Annotated in this window: 14 protein-coding genes and 1 tRNA gene; 14 read left to right on the top strand and 1 reads right to left on the bottom strand. The window is 71.6% G+C overall.

Annotated elements, in window-relative coordinates; genetic code table 11:
• Positions 1-10: 10 nt before the first annotated feature.
• Complete coding sequence (locus tag AC2AXK_RS08085; RefSeq protein WP_484344838.1) at positions 11-1,492, bottom strand: cytochrome ubiquinol oxidase subunit I; 1,482 nt, start codon at positions 1,490-1,492, stop codon at positions 11-13.
• 471 nt (positions 1,493-1,963) lie between these two features.
• On the opposite strand from AC2AXK_RS08085, the gene AC2AXK_RS08080 reads away from it, so the two are divergent.
• From AC2AXK_RS08080 to AC2AXK_RS08015, 14 genes are all read left to right on the top strand, one after another.
• Complete coding sequence (locus tag AC2AXK_RS08080) at positions 1,964-5,623, top strand: Rne/Rng family ribonuclease (protein WP_484344837.1); 3,660 nt, start codon at positions 1,964-1,966, stop codon at positions 5,621-5,623.
• A gap of 349 nt (positions 5,624-5,972) precedes the next feature.
• Positions 5,973-6,281, top strand: a complete 309-nt coding sequence (rplU, locus tag AC2AXK_RS08075) for a 50S ribosomal protein L21 (protein WP_484344919.1) — start codon at positions 5,973-5,975, stop codon at positions 6,279-6,281.
• A 73-nt stretch (positions 6,282-6,354) separates the two neighbouring features.
• Positions 6,355-6,612, top strand: a complete 258-nt coding sequence (gene rpmA / locus AC2AXK_RS08070; RefSeq protein ID WP_056131185.1) for a 50S ribosomal protein L27 — start codon at positions 6,355-6,357, stop codon at positions 6,610-6,612.
• Between the two features lie 184 nt (positions 6,613-6,796).
• Positions 6,797-8,335 (top strand): GTPase ObgE, encoded by a 1,539-nt coding sequence (gene obgE, locus AC2AXK_RS08065; RefSeq protein ID WP_484344836.1) that lies wholly within the window; start codon positions 6,797-6,799, stop codon positions 8,333-8,335.
• 55 nt (positions 8,336-8,390) lie between these two features.
• On the top strand, positions 8,391-9,506 hold the full coding sequence (proB, locus tag AC2AXK_RS08060) for a glutamate 5-kinase (protein ID WP_484344918.1): 1,116 nt from the start codon (positions 8,391-8,393) through the stop codon (positions 9,504-9,506).
• Positions 9,503-10,075, top strand: coding sequence for a GNAT family N-acetyltransferase (locus tag AC2AXK_RS08055; protein ID WP_484344835.1), 573 nt, complete (start codon positions 9,503-9,505; stop codon positions 10,073-10,075). The genes proB and AC2AXK_RS08055 overlap by 4 nt, the downstream gene beginning before the upstream one ends.
• A 13-nt stretch (positions 10,076-10,088) precedes the next feature.
• Positions 10,089-11,393 carry a glutamate-5-semialdehyde dehydrogenase gene (locus AC2AXK_RS08050; RefSeq protein ID WP_484344834.1) on the top strand — a complete coding sequence of 435 codons (1,305 nt, stop codon included), beginning with the start codon at positions 10,089-10,091 and terminating at the stop codon, positions 11,391-11,393.
• A gap of 139 nt (positions 11,394-11,532) precedes the next feature.
• Positions 11,533-11,682 carry a hypothetical protein gene (locus tag AC2AXK_RS08045; protein ID WP_484344833.1) on the top strand — a complete coding sequence of 50 codons (150 nt, stop codon included), beginning with the start codon at positions 11,533-11,535 and terminating at the stop codon, positions 11,680-11,682.
• Positions 11,683-11,699: 17 nt separating this feature from the next.
• Positions 11,700-12,314, top strand: a complete 615-nt coding sequence (gene nadD / locus AC2AXK_RS08040; protein ID WP_484344832.1) for a nicotinate-nucleotide adenylyltransferase — start codon at positions 11,700-11,702, stop codon at positions 12,312-12,314.
• On the top strand, positions 12,311-13,531 hold the full coding sequence (locus tag AC2AXK_RS08035) for a hypothetical protein (RefSeq protein ID WP_484344831.1): 1,221 nt from the start codon (positions 12,311-12,313) through the stop codon (positions 13,529-13,531). The genes nadD and AC2AXK_RS08035 overlap by 4 nt, the downstream gene beginning before the upstream one ends.
• 16 nt (positions 13,532-13,547) lie before the next feature.
• Positions 13,548-13,997 carry a ribosome silencing factor gene (rsfS, locus tag AC2AXK_RS08030; protein WP_484344830.1) on the top strand — a complete coding sequence of 150 codons (450 nt, stop codon included), beginning with the start codon at positions 13,548-13,550 and terminating at the stop codon, positions 13,995-13,997.
• Positions 13,994-14,674: a histidine phosphatase family protein gene (locus AC2AXK_RS08025; protein WP_484344829.1), complete on the top strand. Its 681-nt coding sequence runs from the start codon at positions 13,994-13,996 to the stop codon at positions 14,672-14,674. Before rsfS ends, AC2AXK_RS08025 begins: the two co-directional genes overlap by 4 nt.
• A 45-nt stretch (positions 14,675-14,719) precedes the next feature.
• Positions 14,720-14,792, top strand: a tRNA-Ala gene (locus AC2AXK_RS08020).
• A 237-nt stretch (positions 14,793-15,029) separates the two neighbouring features.
• A complete protein-coding gene (locus AC2AXK_RS08015; protein ID WP_484344828.1) occupies positions 15,030-16,256 on the top strand; it encodes a benzoate/H(+) symporter BenE family transporter in 1,227 nt (408 codons plus the stop codon).
• The last annotated feature ends 3 nt before the right edge of the window (positions 16,257-16,259 follow it).

Genomic DNA, 16,259 nt, shown 5'->3' with positions numbered 1-16,259 from the left:
GCGGGCCGGGTCAGTAGGCGAAGGACAGCGGGCGGTCGGTGTCGTCGTCCGTGCGTGCCTCGGGGGAGTCGTCGTGCACGGTCTCCGGCGCACCTTCGGCCATGTAGCGCCAGATGAGCCGGCCCCAGACGACCGTCAGCGCCGTGTAGACGAGCGTGAAGATCACCATCGAGGCGAGCACGACGGCAGGGCCCTGCGCGGTGGAGACCCCGCGCTCGGTGAGCATCCGGATCGCGTCGATGCCCGTGGGGTTCGGTGCGACGACCCACGGCTGGCGGCCGGTCTCGGTGAAGATCCATCCGAACGAGGACGCGAGGAACGGCGTGGGGATCGCGAGGAGGCCGAGACGTGCGAGCCACTGCTTGTCGCTCACCCGCCCGCGCCGGGTGAGCCACAGTGCGGCGACGGCCAGGGCGGCCGAGCCTGCCCCGAGGCCGATCATCAGACGGAAGCTCCAGTAGGTGAGCGCGAGGTTGGGGGAGTAGTCGACGGGGTTGCCGGCCGAGTCGGTGTCCCCGTACTTCTCGCTGTACATCTCCTGCAGCTCGGCGATGCCCGGCAGGTAGGAGTCGAACCGGCCGTCGGCGAGGAAGCTCGTCACCCCGGGCAGCTCGAGCACGTGCAGCACGCCCTCGCACGAGTTCGACAGGTCTCCGAGCGTGAGGATCGAGAAGCTCGCGCCGTCCTCGCCCTCGCACAGGGCCTCCGCCGCGGCCATCTTCATGGGCTGCTGGTCGAACATGAGCTTGGCCTGCGCGTCGCCCGAGACGGCAAGGCCGACACCGGACGCGATCATGGCGACGAGGCCGAGCACGACGGCGGGGCGGTAGACGTCGCGGGCGACGTCCGGACGGCCGCGGCGCACCTCGCGGACCATCCACCACGCGGCGATCCCGGCGACGAAGGTGCCGGCCGTGAGCCACGCGGCGGTGATCGTGTGCGGGAACGCGGCGAGGAGCGTCGAGTTCGTCAGCACGGCCCAGACGTCGGTCATCTCGGCGCGTCCCGTCTCCGGGTTGAAGATCGCGCCGACGGGGTGCTGCATCCAGGAGTTCGCCGCGAGGATGAAGTAGGCCGAGAGGTTGGTCGCGACGGCGACCGCCCAGATGCACGCCACATGGATCTTCTTCGGCAGCTTGTCCCAGCCGAAGATCCACAGCCCGAGGAAGGTGGACTCGACGAAGAACGCGGCGAGCGCCTCCATGGCCAGCGGTGCGCCGAACACGTCACCGACGAACCGCGAGTACTCGCTCCAGTTCATGCCGAACTGGAACTCCTGCACGATTCCCGTGACGATGCCGATCGCGAAGTTGATGAGCAGCAGCTTGCCGAAGAACTTCGTGAGCTTGAGCCAGCGCTCGTCGCCGGTGCGGACCCACGCGGTCTGCATGATCGCGACGAGCGGCGCGAGGCCGATCGTCAGCGGGACGTAGAAGAAGTGGTAGACGGTGGTGATGGCGAACTGCCACCGTGCGAGGTCGAGGACGTCCACGATGCTCCAGAGGTGCGGGTCGGGTACGGGGCGCGCCGGGGCGTTCGCCGGTCCTGTCCTCGGGCCCGCAGCACGCATCGTGCGTCGGAACGACACTAGGGATTGCACCGTCGGGGGGCCGGGACCAAGGTCCCGGTGGCGGCGCGGGCACTCGCCTGCGACGTGTGACCTTGGTCTCGACACGCCTTGTCAGCGCCCCGCAGTCCTCGATGACGCCCCTGTGCGATACTGAGGACGGCTCAGGGGCCACACTCCCTGAGGCCGACACAGCTCGCAGCAACGCGAATCGCAGATCGTGGTGGCGCCGCAGTCGGGGTACGTACCCGGCAGCTTGGCGCACCCGCTCGCTCGCCCGTGCAGCGGACTGACACCGACGACTTCCGTCGTGGGCGCTCCTGCGTCTGCGACGACCGAACCGCCTGAGGGCGCCGCACGTGTGGGGCGAGACCCTCCGGGCATTGGAGCACCTTCGTGACTCTCGACAACACTCCCACCAGCACGAGCGGCAACGACGTCCCGGCGAAGAAGCCGGCGCGACGACGAGTCACCCGCCAGACTGCGGCGCCGCAGCCCGTGGACCTCACCGCCCTCGCCGCACCGGTTCCCGCGAGCGCACCTCCCGCTCCGGCCACGAGCACCAGCGGCGCCGCGGTGAGCGAGACGCCCGCCGCCGAGGAGTCGGCCCAGCCCCCGAAGCGCCGTCGCGCCACGGCGTCCGGTCGTGCGACGAGGTCGCGCGCCACCAGCGAGCCTGTCGCCAGCACCGAGCCGGTCGCAGACACCAGCTCCCCGAGCGTCGTGGCTGCTCCGACGACCGACGGGCCCGCGGCCGGGACGGAGGGCGCCCAGACGTCCGACGACGCGCCGAGCGTGAGTGCTCCGCGAGCCCGACGCAGCCGCTCACGGGCCGGCGCCCGGACAGCCGACGCGCCCGACGTCGCACCCGCTGCCGCCGCACCTGCCGACGACACACCGGTCAGCGCCGCTGCGGACACGACCCCCGCCGCGGGCGAGCCGCAGCTCGACGTGATCGCCGAGCTCGCGCGGACCGCGGAGCCTGCCACGAGGAGCCGACGCTCCCGTTCGTCGGCCAAGGCCGCGGCCCAGGACGCACCTGCGAGTGCGCCCGCCGAGGCCGCTCCGGAGGGCGCCGGGACGAGCGCTGCGGACGAGGTCGACGTGCCGGCTGCGCCCAAGCGTGCTGCACGTACCCGCGGCGGCCGCCGCGCAGCGAGCCGCCCCGAGTCGTCATCGCAGCCCGAGTCCTCGTCCGAGTCCTCGTCCTCGTCCGAGTCGTCGTCCTCGCCGGAGGCGGCGCCGGAGGAGAGCCCCGTGCGGACGAGCCGTCGCTCGCGGTCGGGCGCGTCCAAGGCGCCGGTCACGGATCCCACCCCGGCGCTCGAGACCACCGCGCAGGAGCCCGTCCGCGAGACCACCGCGCCGGAGCCCGCCAGCAGAACCGCTGCACCGCAGCCTGCCCCGGAGGCCGCGCCGGCGCCGACGACCAGCGAGCAGGCGCCGCGTCGCGCGTCGACCGCGTTGCTCTTCCAGGCGCCGGACACGGCGGTGACCCGCACCGGTCGTCGCCGGGTCCAGTCGCCGGCCGGTCCGCCGCGGACGAGCGCGGCGCCGTCCGTCGCCGACGTGCAGCCGGCCTCGAGCGGCGTCGACGAGGACGAGCTCCTCGTCGACGAGGACATGGTCGACGGTCTGGCCGCTGCTGACGAGACCGCGGGTGCGCAGAGCGCCAGCGGCACGGTGGCGGAGGACGACGACCGGGCCGACGACGACTCGCAGGACACGGACGACTCCGAGGACACCGACGCTTCCGAGGACACCGACGCTTCCGAGGACGGCTCGGGTGGGTCGCGCCGTCGCCGTCGCCGTGGCGGCCGTGGTCGGCGTAGCCGTGGCGGTTCTGACACCCCGAACGAGGGCAGCACCGAGGACCACTCCGACGACGACGCGTCGACGGACGAGGACGAGCCCGCCCGCGCACCCGAGGACGAGAGGGGCGAGGGGCACGCTGAGACCGGTCGCGGTCGCTCGCGCCGCCGCCGCGGTGCCGTGGCCGAGACTGAAGCGGCGGACGACGCGGCAGACGCGTCGTCCGACGAGGATTCCGAGGACGACGGAGAGAGCGGCTCGAGCCGCCGTCGCCGCCGCCGTCGCCGGGGGGGCGCACGCGGCAGCGAGGCCGAGCCCGATGCAGCTCCCGCCCGGACCCCCCGCACACGCGGCGGGTCGGAGGGACGGACCGCATCGGACGAGGTCACCGCGCTCAAGGGCTCGACGCGCCTCGAGGCGAAGCGCCAGCGTCGTCGGGACGGCCGCGACGCCGGCCGGCGTCGGTCCATCATCACCGAGGCGGAGTTCCTCGCCCGTCGGGAGAGCGTCGACCGTTCGATGATCGTGCGTGAGCGCGACGGCCGGACGCAGATCGCCGTCCTCGAGGACGGGGTGCTCGTCGAGCACTACGTCTCCCAGCAGTCGCAGGCCTCCATGGCCGGCAACGTCTACCTCGGCCGGGTGCAGAACGTGCTGCCGAGCATGGAGGCGGCCTTCGTCGACGTCGGCAAGGGGCGCAACGCCGTGCTCTACGCCGGTGAGGTCAACTGGGACGCTGCGGGCCTCGAGGGCCAGCCACGGCGCATCGAGCAGGCGCTGAAGTCTGGCGACCCCGTGCTCGTGCAGGTGACGAAGGACCCGATCGGCCAGAAGGGTGCTCGGCTCACGTCGCAGATCACGCTCGCGGGTCGGTACCTCGTCTACGTCCCGAGCGGCGGCATGACCGGGATCTCCCGCAAGCTCCCCGACACGGAACGTGCTCGTCTGAAGAAGATCCTCCGCGAGGTCGTTCCCGAGTCCGCGGGTGTCATCGTCCGTACCGCTGCCGAGGGTGCGAGCGAAGAGGAGCTGCGCGCCGACATCGCCAGGCTGCAGGCCCAGTGGGAGGCCATCGAGAAGAAGTCGAAGAGCGCGTCCGCGCCGGCACTGCTCCAGGGCGAGCCGGATCTCGCGATCCGCGTCGTGCGGGACATCTTCAACGACGACTTCAAGGAGCTCACCATCTCGGGTGGGACCGCCTGGTCGGAGATCTCCGAGTACGTCAACGAGCTCGCGCCGGACCTCGCCGAGCGTGTCCACCGCTGGACGAGCGAGAAGGACGTGTTCTCGGAGGCGCGGATCGACGAGCAGCTCGCCAAGGGCCTCGATCGGAAGGTGTTCCTGCCGTCCGGAGGGTCCCTCGTCATCGACCGCACCGAGGCGATGACCGTCGTCGACGTCAACACCGGCAAGTTCATCGGATCGGGCGGCACCCTCGAGGAGACGGTCACCCGCAACAACCTCGAGGCGGCTGAGGAGATCGTCCGACAGCTGAGGCTGCGGGACATCGGCGGCATCATCGTCATCGACTTCATCGACATGGTGCTCGAGTCGAACCGTGACCTCGTCCTGCGTCGGCTCGTGGAGTGCCTGGGCCGGGACCGGACGAAGCACCAGGTCGCCGAGGTGACCTCGCTCGGCCTCGTCCAGATGACGCGCAAGCGCGTCGGGCAGGGCCTCGTCGAGGCGTTCAGCGAGACGTGCGAGCACTGCAACGGTCGCGGGTTCGTCGTGCACGACGAACCGAACGAGAAGCACGCCGATGCCGGGCACGGTGCGACGGCCGCAGCGGCCGGCGACTCGTTCGACAAGCGTGCGCGCCGCAAGCGGGGCGCGGGCCGTGACGAGGGTGCTGCGATCACGACGGTCCCGGTGCTGCCCGAGGAACGCGAGTCCGTGAAGGCGACGCTCGCGACGATCGCCGCGGCTGCGGCCCACGCGCACGAGCACGAGCACGACAAGGACGCGGCGGTCAGCGTCGAGACGGACGAGCTCGAGAACCTCGAACCGCTCGCGGATGCTCAGCAGGTGGACACGCAGTCGGACGCAGGGGCGCAGGTCACGGACGGGGCGACGGTCGTCTCGGACGAGGCGGCACCGACCACCCCGCCGTCGGCGCGCGCCGAGAGCCCGGTCTTCGACGTCGTGGCCGAGCTCGCGGCATCCGGGCACGGGGCCGCCCCACGTTCCGACGAGGCCGACGCCGAAGGTCGGGCGTCCACCGGGCCGGACGTCGCCCTCTGACGCGTCACCGGTGAACCTCACCTGATGCCACCGCTCCCTCCGGAGCGGTGGCATCAGGCGTTCCCGCGGCCTTCTGTCGGGCCAGCGGCCGCGCGTCAGCCGCGCGTCAGCCGTGGTCAGCGTGGAGGCACGGGCCGCGATGGCGCCGAGCAGTCCGACGACGTCGTAGGATAGGAGCCGGAGCGTTCCGTTCCGCGCGTGCCCGGGAGCGCAACTTGACCCAGGGTGCCGTATTCCGTAATCTTGACCGTCGGCGCGATGTGATTCGCGCTGGTCCCGTGTGCTCCCGAGGTGTTCGACTGCCCCGGTGATGAGCACGCCGCTGAGACTAAGAGAGATGAGCAGCAACGTGGTGTACGCGATCGTCAAGGCCGGTGGCCGCCAGGAGAAGGTTTCCGTCGGCGACGTCGTCGTCGTCGACCGACTTTCGGGCGACGCCGGCGAGTCCATCGAACTTCCCGCGCTGCTTCTGGTCGACGGGGAGAAGGTGACCACCGACGCAGCCAAGCTGGCGAAGGTCAAGGTCACCGCAGAGATCGTTCGGGACGAGAAGGGTCCGAAGATCACGATCCTCAAGTTCAAGAACAAGACGGGTTACCGTGTGCGCAAGGGGCACCGTCAGCAGCTGACGCGCCTCAAGGTCACCGAGATCAAGTAGTTCCTCCGCGCGGCGGGCGACGCCCGGCGCGCTCGTCTTCCACACACTCTTCAGCAGGAAAGCAGGTTCCGCCATGGCACACAAAAAGGGTGCGAGTTCCTCGCGCAACGGTCGCGACTCGAACGCACAGCGCCTCGGTGTCAAGCGCTTCGGTGGCCAGGTCGTCAGCGCGGGCGAGATCATCGTCCGCCAGCGGGGCACGCACTTCCACCCCGGCAACAACGTCGGCCGTGGCGGCGACGACACGCTCTTCGCGCTGACCGCTGGTGCCGTCCAGTTCGGGACGCGCCGTGGCCGCAAGGTCATCGACATCGTCGAGGCTGGCGTCTGAGGTCCTCGACCACAGCTGAACCACCGCGAAGAGGGACGCACCGCATGGTGCGTCCCTCTTCGATGTTTCGTCCGCGTGCACCTCTGCGTGCCCGTGTTGATCGCTCCTTGCTGACGGCGCGAGACTGTAGACGGACGGGCTCCGCCCCGTCCGGACCCGTCAGCGCTACATGATTGGTTGAACCATGGCTTCCTTCGTTGACCGAGTCGTCCTGCATGCCACGGGCGGGAGCGGCGGCAACGGTTGCGCCTCCATCCACCGGGAGAAGTTCAAGCCCCTCGCGGGTCCCGACGGAGGCAACGGGGGCAACGGCGGGAGCGTCATCATCCGTGTCGACGCCCAGGTGACCACCCTGCTCGAGTTCCACCACTCCCCGCACCGCGTCGCGCAGTCCGGCACCCAGGGCATGGGCGACTACCGGCAGGGCTCCAACGGTGAGGACCTCATCCTCTCGGTCCCGACGGGCACCGTCGTCAAGGACCGCGAGGGCAACATCCTCGCCGACCTCGTCGGCGACGGAGCCGAGTTCGTCGCCGCACCCGGCGGCCACGGTGGGCTCGGCAACGCGGGCCTCGCGTCGAAGCGCCGCAAGGCGCCCGGATTCGCGCTGCTCGGCGAGCCGGGCGAGGAGCTCGATCTCGTCCTCGAGCTCAAGACCATCGCCGACGTCGCGCTCGTGGGCTACCCGAGCGCCGGCAAGTCGAGCCTCATCGCCGCGATCTCGAAGGCGCGTCCCAAGATCGCCGACTACCCCTTCACCACCCTCGTGCCCAACCTCGGTGTCGTCCAGGCCGGCGGGTCCCGGTACACCGTCGCCGACGTCCCCGGCCTCATCCCGGGCGCGAGCGAGGGCAAGGGCCTCGGGCTCGAGTTCCTCCGGCACGTCGAGCGGTGCGCGGTCATGGTCCACGTCCTCGACTGCGCGACGCTCGAGCCGGGCCGCGACCCGATGTCCGACCTCGACACGATCGAGCAGGAGCTCGCCGCGTACGCAGGTGACCTCGACATCGACGGAGGACGCGTCCCGCTCACGGAGCGACCGCGCCTCGTGGTCCTCAACAAGATCGACGTCCCGGAGGCACGCGAGCTCGCCGAGCTCGTGCGGCCCGACCTCGAGGCCCGCGGCGTCAAGGTCTTCGAGGTGTCTGCCGTGAGCCACGAGGGTCTCAAGGCCCTCGCGTACGCCCTGGGCGAGTACGTCGAGCGTGCCCGGGCCGTGGCGCCCGCGCCCGCACCCGCACGCACGGTCCTGCGGCCGCGCGCGGTCGACGATGCCGGCTTCACCGTGCAGCGCAAGGAGTCCGGCGGTCGCCCGTACTACGAGGTGCGAGGAGTCAAGCCCGAGCGCTGGGTCCGCCAGACCGACTTCTCCAACGACGAGGCCGTCGGCTACCTCGCGGACCGGCTCGCGACCCTCGGCGTCGAGAAGCAGCTGTTCAAGATCGGCGCCGTCGCGGGCGACGAGGTCCGGATCGGCCCGGAGCACAACTCGGTGATCTTCGACTGGGAGCCCACGCTCATGACGGGCTCCGAGCTGCTCGGCGGGCCGCGCGGCTCGGACGTGCGCCTCGAGGAGTCCCTGCGCCCGTCGCGGTCGGACAAGCGCCGCGAGCACACCGAGCGCATGGACGCCAAGGCCGAGGCCCGCGCAGAGCTGTGGACGGAGCGCGAGGCAGGCATCTGGACGGACCCGATCGCGGACGACGAGGCTGCCGGGGTCTGACCTGGTGCACGATGTACGTGTGACAGACCTGCCTCCTGCACCGCACCCGCGCGCCATGATCCGGGACGCGCACCGCGTCGTGGTGAAGATCGGCTCGTCCTCCCTGACGGGGGCCGACGGACACCTCGACGTCGCTGCGCTCCGCAGGCTCGTCGACGTGCTCGCCGCGCGCCACGCCGAGGGCAAGCAGGTCGTGCTCATCACGTCAGGTGCCATCGCGGCCGGGCTCGCCCCCCTCGGCCTGCCCGCGCGGCCGCGCGACCTCGCGACCGCCCAGGCGACGGCCTCGGTGGGCCAGGGCATCCTCGTCGCCAGGTACACCGAGGCGTTCGCGGCGCACGGCCTGCGGGTGGGGCAGGTGCTCCTCACCGCCGAGGACACCGTGCGGCGTGGCCACTACCGCAACGCTCAGCGCAACCTCGAGCGGCTCCTCGACCTCGGTGTCGTGCCCGTCGTCAACGAGAACGATGCGGTGGCCACGAACGAGATCCGGTTCGGCGACAACGACCGCTTGGCCGCGCTCGTCTCCCACCTCGTACGCGCGGACGCCCTCATCCTGCTCACGGACGTCGACGGGCTCTACGACGGCCCCCCGTCGCGTCCGGGATCCACCCGTATCCGCGAGGTGCACAGCCTCGCTGACATTGCCGACGTCGAGATCTCGGGCAGCGGCAGCGCGGTGGGGACGGGCGGGATGGTCACCAAGCTCGAGGCCGTGTCGATGGCATCGGGCTCAGGCATCCCCGTGGTCCTCACGCGCGCCGACAACGTCGCCGACGCCCTCGCCGGGAGGGAGGCCGGCACGTGGTTCGCGGCAACCGGCAAACGCACGTCGCGGCGCCGTCTGTGGCTGCGGTACGCCGCCAAGGCGCGTGGCCGGCTCGTGCTCGACGACGGAGCGGTCCGGGCAGTCACCGGTGGCACGGCATCGCTGCTCCCCGCCGGCATCACGGCAGTCGAGGGCGACTTCCGGTCGGCGGACCCCGTCGAGCTCGTGGACTCCACCGGGAAGGTCGTCGCGCTCGGGCTCGTCTCCTACGACGCACGTGAGGTCCCCGCGCTGCTGGGATTCTCCACGGGTGAGCTGCGCGACTCGCTCGGCGAGGGCTACGACCGCGCCGTGGTGCACCGTGACGACCTCGTCCTCGTGCCGCGCCCCCGCAAGTCATGAGCCCGGGCGCCGGCAGGGACCTCGCGACGGACGTCGTCGTGCGGCGCGCCGAGCCCCGCGAGCACGCCGAGGTGGGCCGCGTCACCCAGCACGGCTTCGACACCGGTCCCTATGGCGCGACGAGCGACGCCGACCGGCTCGCGCTGCTCCACGATGCAGCCGGTCGTGACCGTGACGGTGCTCTGCTCGTCGCGGTCCGCGTCCACGACGGCACGATCCTCGGGACGGCGAGCCTGTTGCGGTCGGGTACCCGCTACGTGCGCAACGCACGGCCGGACGAGGCCGAGCTGCGCCTGCTCACGACGCTCCCCGAAGGGCGGGGGCAGGGCCTGGGTCGGCTGCTCGTCGAGGCTGCGGTCGCCGAGGCGCGGACCTGGGGGGTGCGCGCGATCGTGCTCGACACCGGGCCGGACAACCCCGCAGTGGCGCTCTACGAACGCCTCGGGTTCGTGCGCGATCCCGCACGGGAGTCGACGGTGGTGCGCGGCATCGGGACGCTGCGCTTCTACTCCTTCCCGCTCGGTGACGACGCACCTCCGGACGCGCGTGACGACGCCCGCGAGGGGTGACTAACCTGGTCACATGACCCAGGTAGCAGAGCACGGACCGGACGCCCTCGCCGACGACGTGAGCGCGGCGGTGCTGGGCGTCGCCCGGCGTGCCAAGACGGCGTCGTTGGCGCTGGCCACGGCGACCCGCAGCACCAAGGACGCCGCGCTGCACGCGTTGGCCGACGCCCTCGTCGCCGCGACGGCGCAGATCGTCGAGGCGAATGCGGACGACCTCGCCCGGGGCCGCGAGAACGGGACCTCCCCGGGGCTCCTCGACCGCCTCGCGCTGACGGAGGACCGGGTGGCCTCGATCGCCGACGCGCTCCGCGAGCTCGCTGCCCTGCCGGACCCCGTCGGTGAGGTCGTCCGGGGAGCGACGCTGCCGAACGGGCTCCGGATGCGGCAGGTCCGGGTCCCCATGGGTGTCGTGGGGATGATCTACGAGGCGCGTCCCAACGTGACCGTCGACGCGGCCGGCCTCGCCCTCAAGAGCGGGAACGCCGTGATCCTGCGTGGCGGGAGCGCAGCGGCCCGCTCCAACGAGGTCATCGTCGAGGTGCTCGGTCGGGCGCTCGAGCGCCAGGGTCTCCCCGCAGACCTCGTCCAGTCGATCGATGCCTACGGACGGCCCGGAGCCGTGGCACTCATGCATGCGCGCGGTCTCGTCGACGTGCTCGTCCCGCGGGGCGGGGCGGACCTCATCCAGACGGTGGTGCGCGAGTCCACCGTGCCCGTCATCGAGACGGGGGTGGGCAACTGCCACGTCTTCCTCGACGCGAGCGCCGACCCAGCCATGGCCGTGGAGATCGTCCTCAACTCCAAGACCCACCGGGTGGGGGTGTGCAACGCCGCCGAGACGCTCCTCGTCCACCAGGACGCGGCACCGACGCTCCTGCCCGCGGTCCTCGCTGCCCTCGGCGCGGCGGACGTGGTGGTGCACGGAGATGCGAGCACGCTCGCTCTCGCGCCCGACGCCGTGCGGGCCGTGCCGGCCACCGACGAGGACTGGGCCACGGAGTACCTCTCGCTCGACCTCGCCGTGCGCGTCGTGCCCGACCTCGACGCGGCGATCGAGCACATCCGGACCTGGTCCTCGGGGCACACCGAGGCCATCGTCACGGCGGACCTCGTGTCGTCCGAGCGGTTCGTCGCGGAGCTCGACTCGGCGGCCATCATGGTCAACGCCTCCACCCGCTTCACCGACGGCGGTCAGTTCGGGCTCGGAGCCGAGATCGGGATCTCCACGCAGAAGCTGCACGCGCGGGGTCCGATGGGGCTGGGTGAGCTCACGACGACCAAGTGGGTCGTGCACGGCGACGGTCACGTGCGACGCTGACGTTCCGCGTACGCCGCCGTTCGAGCACTCGTCGGGATCGTCCGCGCCAGGACGCGTGAGAGACTAGACGTTCACTCAGGACCAACGTCCTGCGTCCGGTCCCGACCGGGCGTGCGGACGAGCGAAACAGGAGGATGACATGTTCGCAGCAGTGCTCGCCGCGGAGGAGACCGAAGCCGTGAACCACCTCGCGATCTCGCCGATCGCCTTCGGCCTCACCGCCTTCGCCGTCCTCCTCGGTCTCCTCGCCGTGACGTACGCGTTCCGCAGCGTGTGGACGCGTCACTGATCGCGACGGATCCGTCGATGTCGACGCAGCGCCGCCGTGTGGGCGTGATGGGTGGGACGTTCGATCCCATCCACCACGGTCACCTGGTCGCCGCGAGCGAGGTCGCTGCCCGGTTCGAGCTCGACGAGGTCGTGTTCGTCCCGACCGGTCAGCCGAGCTTCAAGCAGCACCAACCGGTCAGCCCGGCAGAGCACCGCTACCTCATGACGGTGATCGCCACAGCGTCGAACCCGCGGTTCACGACGAGCCGGGTGGACATCGACCGTCCCGGGCTCACGTTCACCGTGGACACCTTGCGTGACCTGCGCCAGGAGCGCCCCGACGTGGACCTCTACTTCATCTCGGGTGCGGATGCGATCGAGCAGATCCTCACCTGGAAGGACGCCGAGGAGCTCTGGAGCATGGCGCACTTCGTCGCAGTCACGCGCCCCGGGCACCGGCTGTCGATCGATGGTCTGCCGCGGCACGTGGTGAGCGAGCTCGAGGTCCCGGCCCTGGCCATCTCGTCCACCGACTGCCGCGCGCGCGCCGCTGCCGGTGAACCGGTGTGGTACCTCGTGCCGGACGGGGTGGTGCAGTACATCGCGAAGCACGGTCTGTACGTCGAGTCGGCTGTGAGGGTTGCATCATGACAGAGCAGGGCGGGGACACTCCCGCGGTCCCGCTGACGCGCCGCCAGATCCGCGAGCAGGCCGCACGTGCGGCGGCCGCCGCCGCCGCCGCGGCGTCGGCGCCGCCAGCCTCCCAGGCACAGGGTGCCCCGCCCGTGTCGTCGCCACGCGGTGCGGCTCCCGCGACACGGTCCGGTGCGCCGGGCGCGCGCCCGTCGCAGCAGGCTGACGGTGGCTCGCGGTCTGCGACCGGCCTGCCTCAGCGGACCCCGCAGCCGAGCGGGCCCGGCTCGCAGTTCAGCCGGGTCGGGCGACCCCGGTCCCAGCCGCCGGGGCAGCCACACCCGCAGGTCCAGGCGCAGCCCGCGCGCTCGGAGAGCACGCCGGACGTGTCCCGACGGAACCTGCGGGAACGGGCGGACTCCTCGCGGCCTGTGGTGGTTCCTCCGACGCAGACGAACGCGATCCGCACGGTCGATGAGACCGGCGAGCTGTCCGTCGTGCGTGACGTCCCGCGCACCGAGGTCCCGCGCAGCGGCGCGCGCCCGTCGTCGGCATCGGCCCCGCGACCCGCCCCGACGCCGCAGCAGTTCCACCAGGCGGCACGACCGCAGCCCGCCATCGAGGCTCCCTCCGCCGCTCCGAAGCTCCTCGGTGACGGCACCCCCCGGCGGCCGTGGCCGCCCGTCACGTCCGCCGCTGGACCGCGTACCGCGGAACAGGGCGGGCGCGGCGCGCCCCCCGTGAGCGAGTTCCACCAGCGCGTCTCCGCGCCGACCGCGCCGAGGACAGCGCCGGACCCGGCGACGGCGCCAGCCACGAGCCCGGAGCCGGTGACGGAGATGCTCCCGCGCTGGGACGCCGTGTCTGCGACGCGCGCCGAGCGCCCGTCGCAACCGAGCGGGGCTGTGCCGGCGGCTGACGCGGCCCCGGAGGAGCGCGACGGACATGGTCCTGCCCAGGCACCGCGGACCCCGCCGCGGTCGCTCCCGGCCGACAGCGCAGCAGACGACGTCGACGACGAGGACGACGAGGACGAGGACGACGACGACGGGGACCACAAGTACACGTGGTTGCACTATCTGATCCTCGTCGCGGTAGCGTTCGTTCTCGGGCTGATCATCTGGAAGGTCGGCCTGGAGGGCAGCGGCGCCGCCGCTGCCGAGGGCACCGCCGCGAGCATGTCCGCCGCGTCCCATGCATCGTCCTACGCATCACCCCATCCATCTCATGTGTGATCTCTGAGGAGCATCTGTGCCTGCAACTGACCGTGCCATCGAGCTGACGATCGCGGCGGCCCGCGCGGCGTCCGAGCGCAAGGCCGCCGAGATCATCGCGCTGGACGTCAGCGAGCAGCTCGTGCTCACCGACGTCTTCCTCATCGCCTCCGGCAACAACGAGCGCCAGGTCTCTGCGATCGTCGACGCCGTGGAGGAAGCCCTCCACAAGCTCGGCTCGAAGCCGATCCGGCGTGAGGGCAAGGCGGAGGGCCGCTGGGTCCTCATCGACTTCGGTGACATCGTCGTCCACGTCCAGCACGCCGAGGACCGCGTGTACTACGCGCTCGAGCGTCTGTGGAAGGACTGCCCGCTCATCGAGCTCCCCGAGGACGCCCGTGGAGGCGACGGGACGGTCGCGCCCGAGTACGAGCCCGACGACTTCGGCTACCCGTTGCGCGGGGTGGGTGCGGACGTCGACGAGTGAGCGTCGGCACCCTCGTCTTCCTGCGGCATGGCCGGACCGCGTACAACCTGCAGGGCCGGCTCCAGGGTCAGGTGGACATCCCGCTCGACGACGTCGGTGAGTGGCAGGCGGAGCATGGTGCGGCAGCGCTCGCGCGTGCCCACCGGCCGACCCTCGTCGTCTCCTCCGACCTCGTCCGCGCCCGGGCCACCGCGGAGGCGTACGGCAGTGCTGTGGGCGTGGAGGTCGTCGTCGACCCCAGGACCCGCGAGCGTGGCTTCGGGGAGTGGGAAGGCCTGTCGAGGCCTGAGCTCGAGGAACGATGGCCGGTCGAGTTCGCTCAGTGGCGCCGCGGGGAGGAGCCGCCCCGGTCCGGCGCGGAGAGCCGCGCCGCAGTGGTCGCACGGATGCTCGAGGCGATCGCGGAGCACGGGGAGGCGTTGGACACGCAGGACACGCTCGTCGTCGTCTCGCACGGCGCCGCGATCACGATCGCGCTCACGGCGCTGCTCGGCCTCGACCCGACGGTGTGGCGTGGGCTTGCGGGGCTCAACAACGTCCACTGGTCGCAGCTCAACCGCTCCGGACCGTCCGCGCACCCCGGTTGGCGTCTCATGGCCCACAATGTCGGGGCCGGTTACCCGCTGGATCACTGGAACGCGGGGCCCGATTGGAACTTCGAGGCAACTTCGTCCTAAGATTGCGACGCTTCGGAAACGGGGCACCGGATCCCTCGGGGTCACGGGGCTGTGGCGCAGCTGGTAGCGCACCTGCATGGCATGCAGGGGGTCAGGGGTTCGAGTCCCCTCAGCTCCACCGAACGAAGGGCGTCTGACCACCAGGTCAGGCGCCCTTCGGTGTTCTCCGGGTCGGACGCCCGGTCGCGTGCGCCACGTCGTCGAAACGGACACACTGGGGTACTTTCCATGATGACGACAGACTGGACGGCGTGACGACGTCACGCGCCGTCGCGGGCAACGCGCGCGGCCGCGTGCCCGACCGCGCCCGTTGCCCGGCGGTGACGAGCCTCACCGGGCGGGCGAGGAGAGCGCGATGACATCGGTCGGCGAGACGACAGGCCCCGTCGCCCGGTCCCGGCTGCGCAGAGACCTGTCCGTCTCGGCGGTCGTCGCCGGGCTCGTGGCCGTCCTCGTCTCGTACTCGGGGCCGTTCGCCGTCGTCACCCAGGCCGCGGACGCGGGCGGACTGAGCGTCGACGAGACCACGTCGTGGGTGTGGGCCATCTCCGTCGGCAGCGGTCTGACCTGCGTCGTGCTCAGCCTGTGGACGCGGATGCCCGTCATCACCGCCTGGAGCACGCCCGGTGCTGCGCTGCTCATCACGTCGCTCGGAGATCACGCGTTCTCCGCAGCGGTGGGTGCGTATCTCGTCGCGGGTCTCGCGATGACGATCATCGCGACGACCGGGGCCCTCGGGTGGGTGATGGACCGGGTCCCGCACGGCATCGTCTCCGCGCTCCTCGCGGGGATACTGCTGCAGTTCGTCATCGCCGCCTTCCAGGCGGTACCCGGTGCGCCGCTCCTGACGATCACGGTGGTCGCGGCCTTCGTCGTCACGAAGCGGCTCGTGCCGCGGTACGCCGTCCTCGTCGCCCTCGTCCTGGGGGCACTCGTCGCAGGCGTCCAGGGGAGGCTCGATGGCCTCGGCAAGGTGACGGGGGAGGTGACCGTCCCGCACCTGACGGCTCCGTCCTTCTCCCTCGCGGCGATCGTGAGCATCGGGATCCCGTTGCTGCTCGTGACGCTCGCGTCGCAGAACGCGCCGGGGATCGCCGTGCTGCGCACCGCCGGCTACTCGCCGGACGACCGCCGGCTCGTCGGGGCCACGGGTCTCGTCTCGACCGTCCTCGCTCCCTTCGGCAGCCACGCGATCAACCTCGCCGCGATCACGGCAGCGATCTGCACGGGGGAGGAGGCGCACCGCGACCCGGCGCGACGGTATGTCGCCGGGGTGGCGACGGGCGTGCTCTACCTCGTCGTCGGTGTGTTCAGTGTCGGCCTCGTCCAGCTGTTCCACGCGCTCCCGGGCGCGCTCGTCGCGGTGGTCGCCGGCGTCGCGCTGCTGGGCGCGGTGCTCAACGGGCTCGTCGGGGCCGTGGAGGACACCCGCTCGCGCGAGGCGGCGCTCATCACGCTGGCGGTGACGGCGTCGGGCCTGACGCTCGGAGGCGTCGGGTCCGCCTTCTGGGGGCTTGTGGCGGGCCTGCTCGTGCACGCGGTGCTCACCTTCCGGACGCGTGCACCGGGAGCAGGTGCGTGACCA

The organism is Sanguibacter sp. Z6_81, from assembly GCF_057180625.1.
This window is presented reverse-complemented; position numbering and strand designations above follow the sequence as displayed.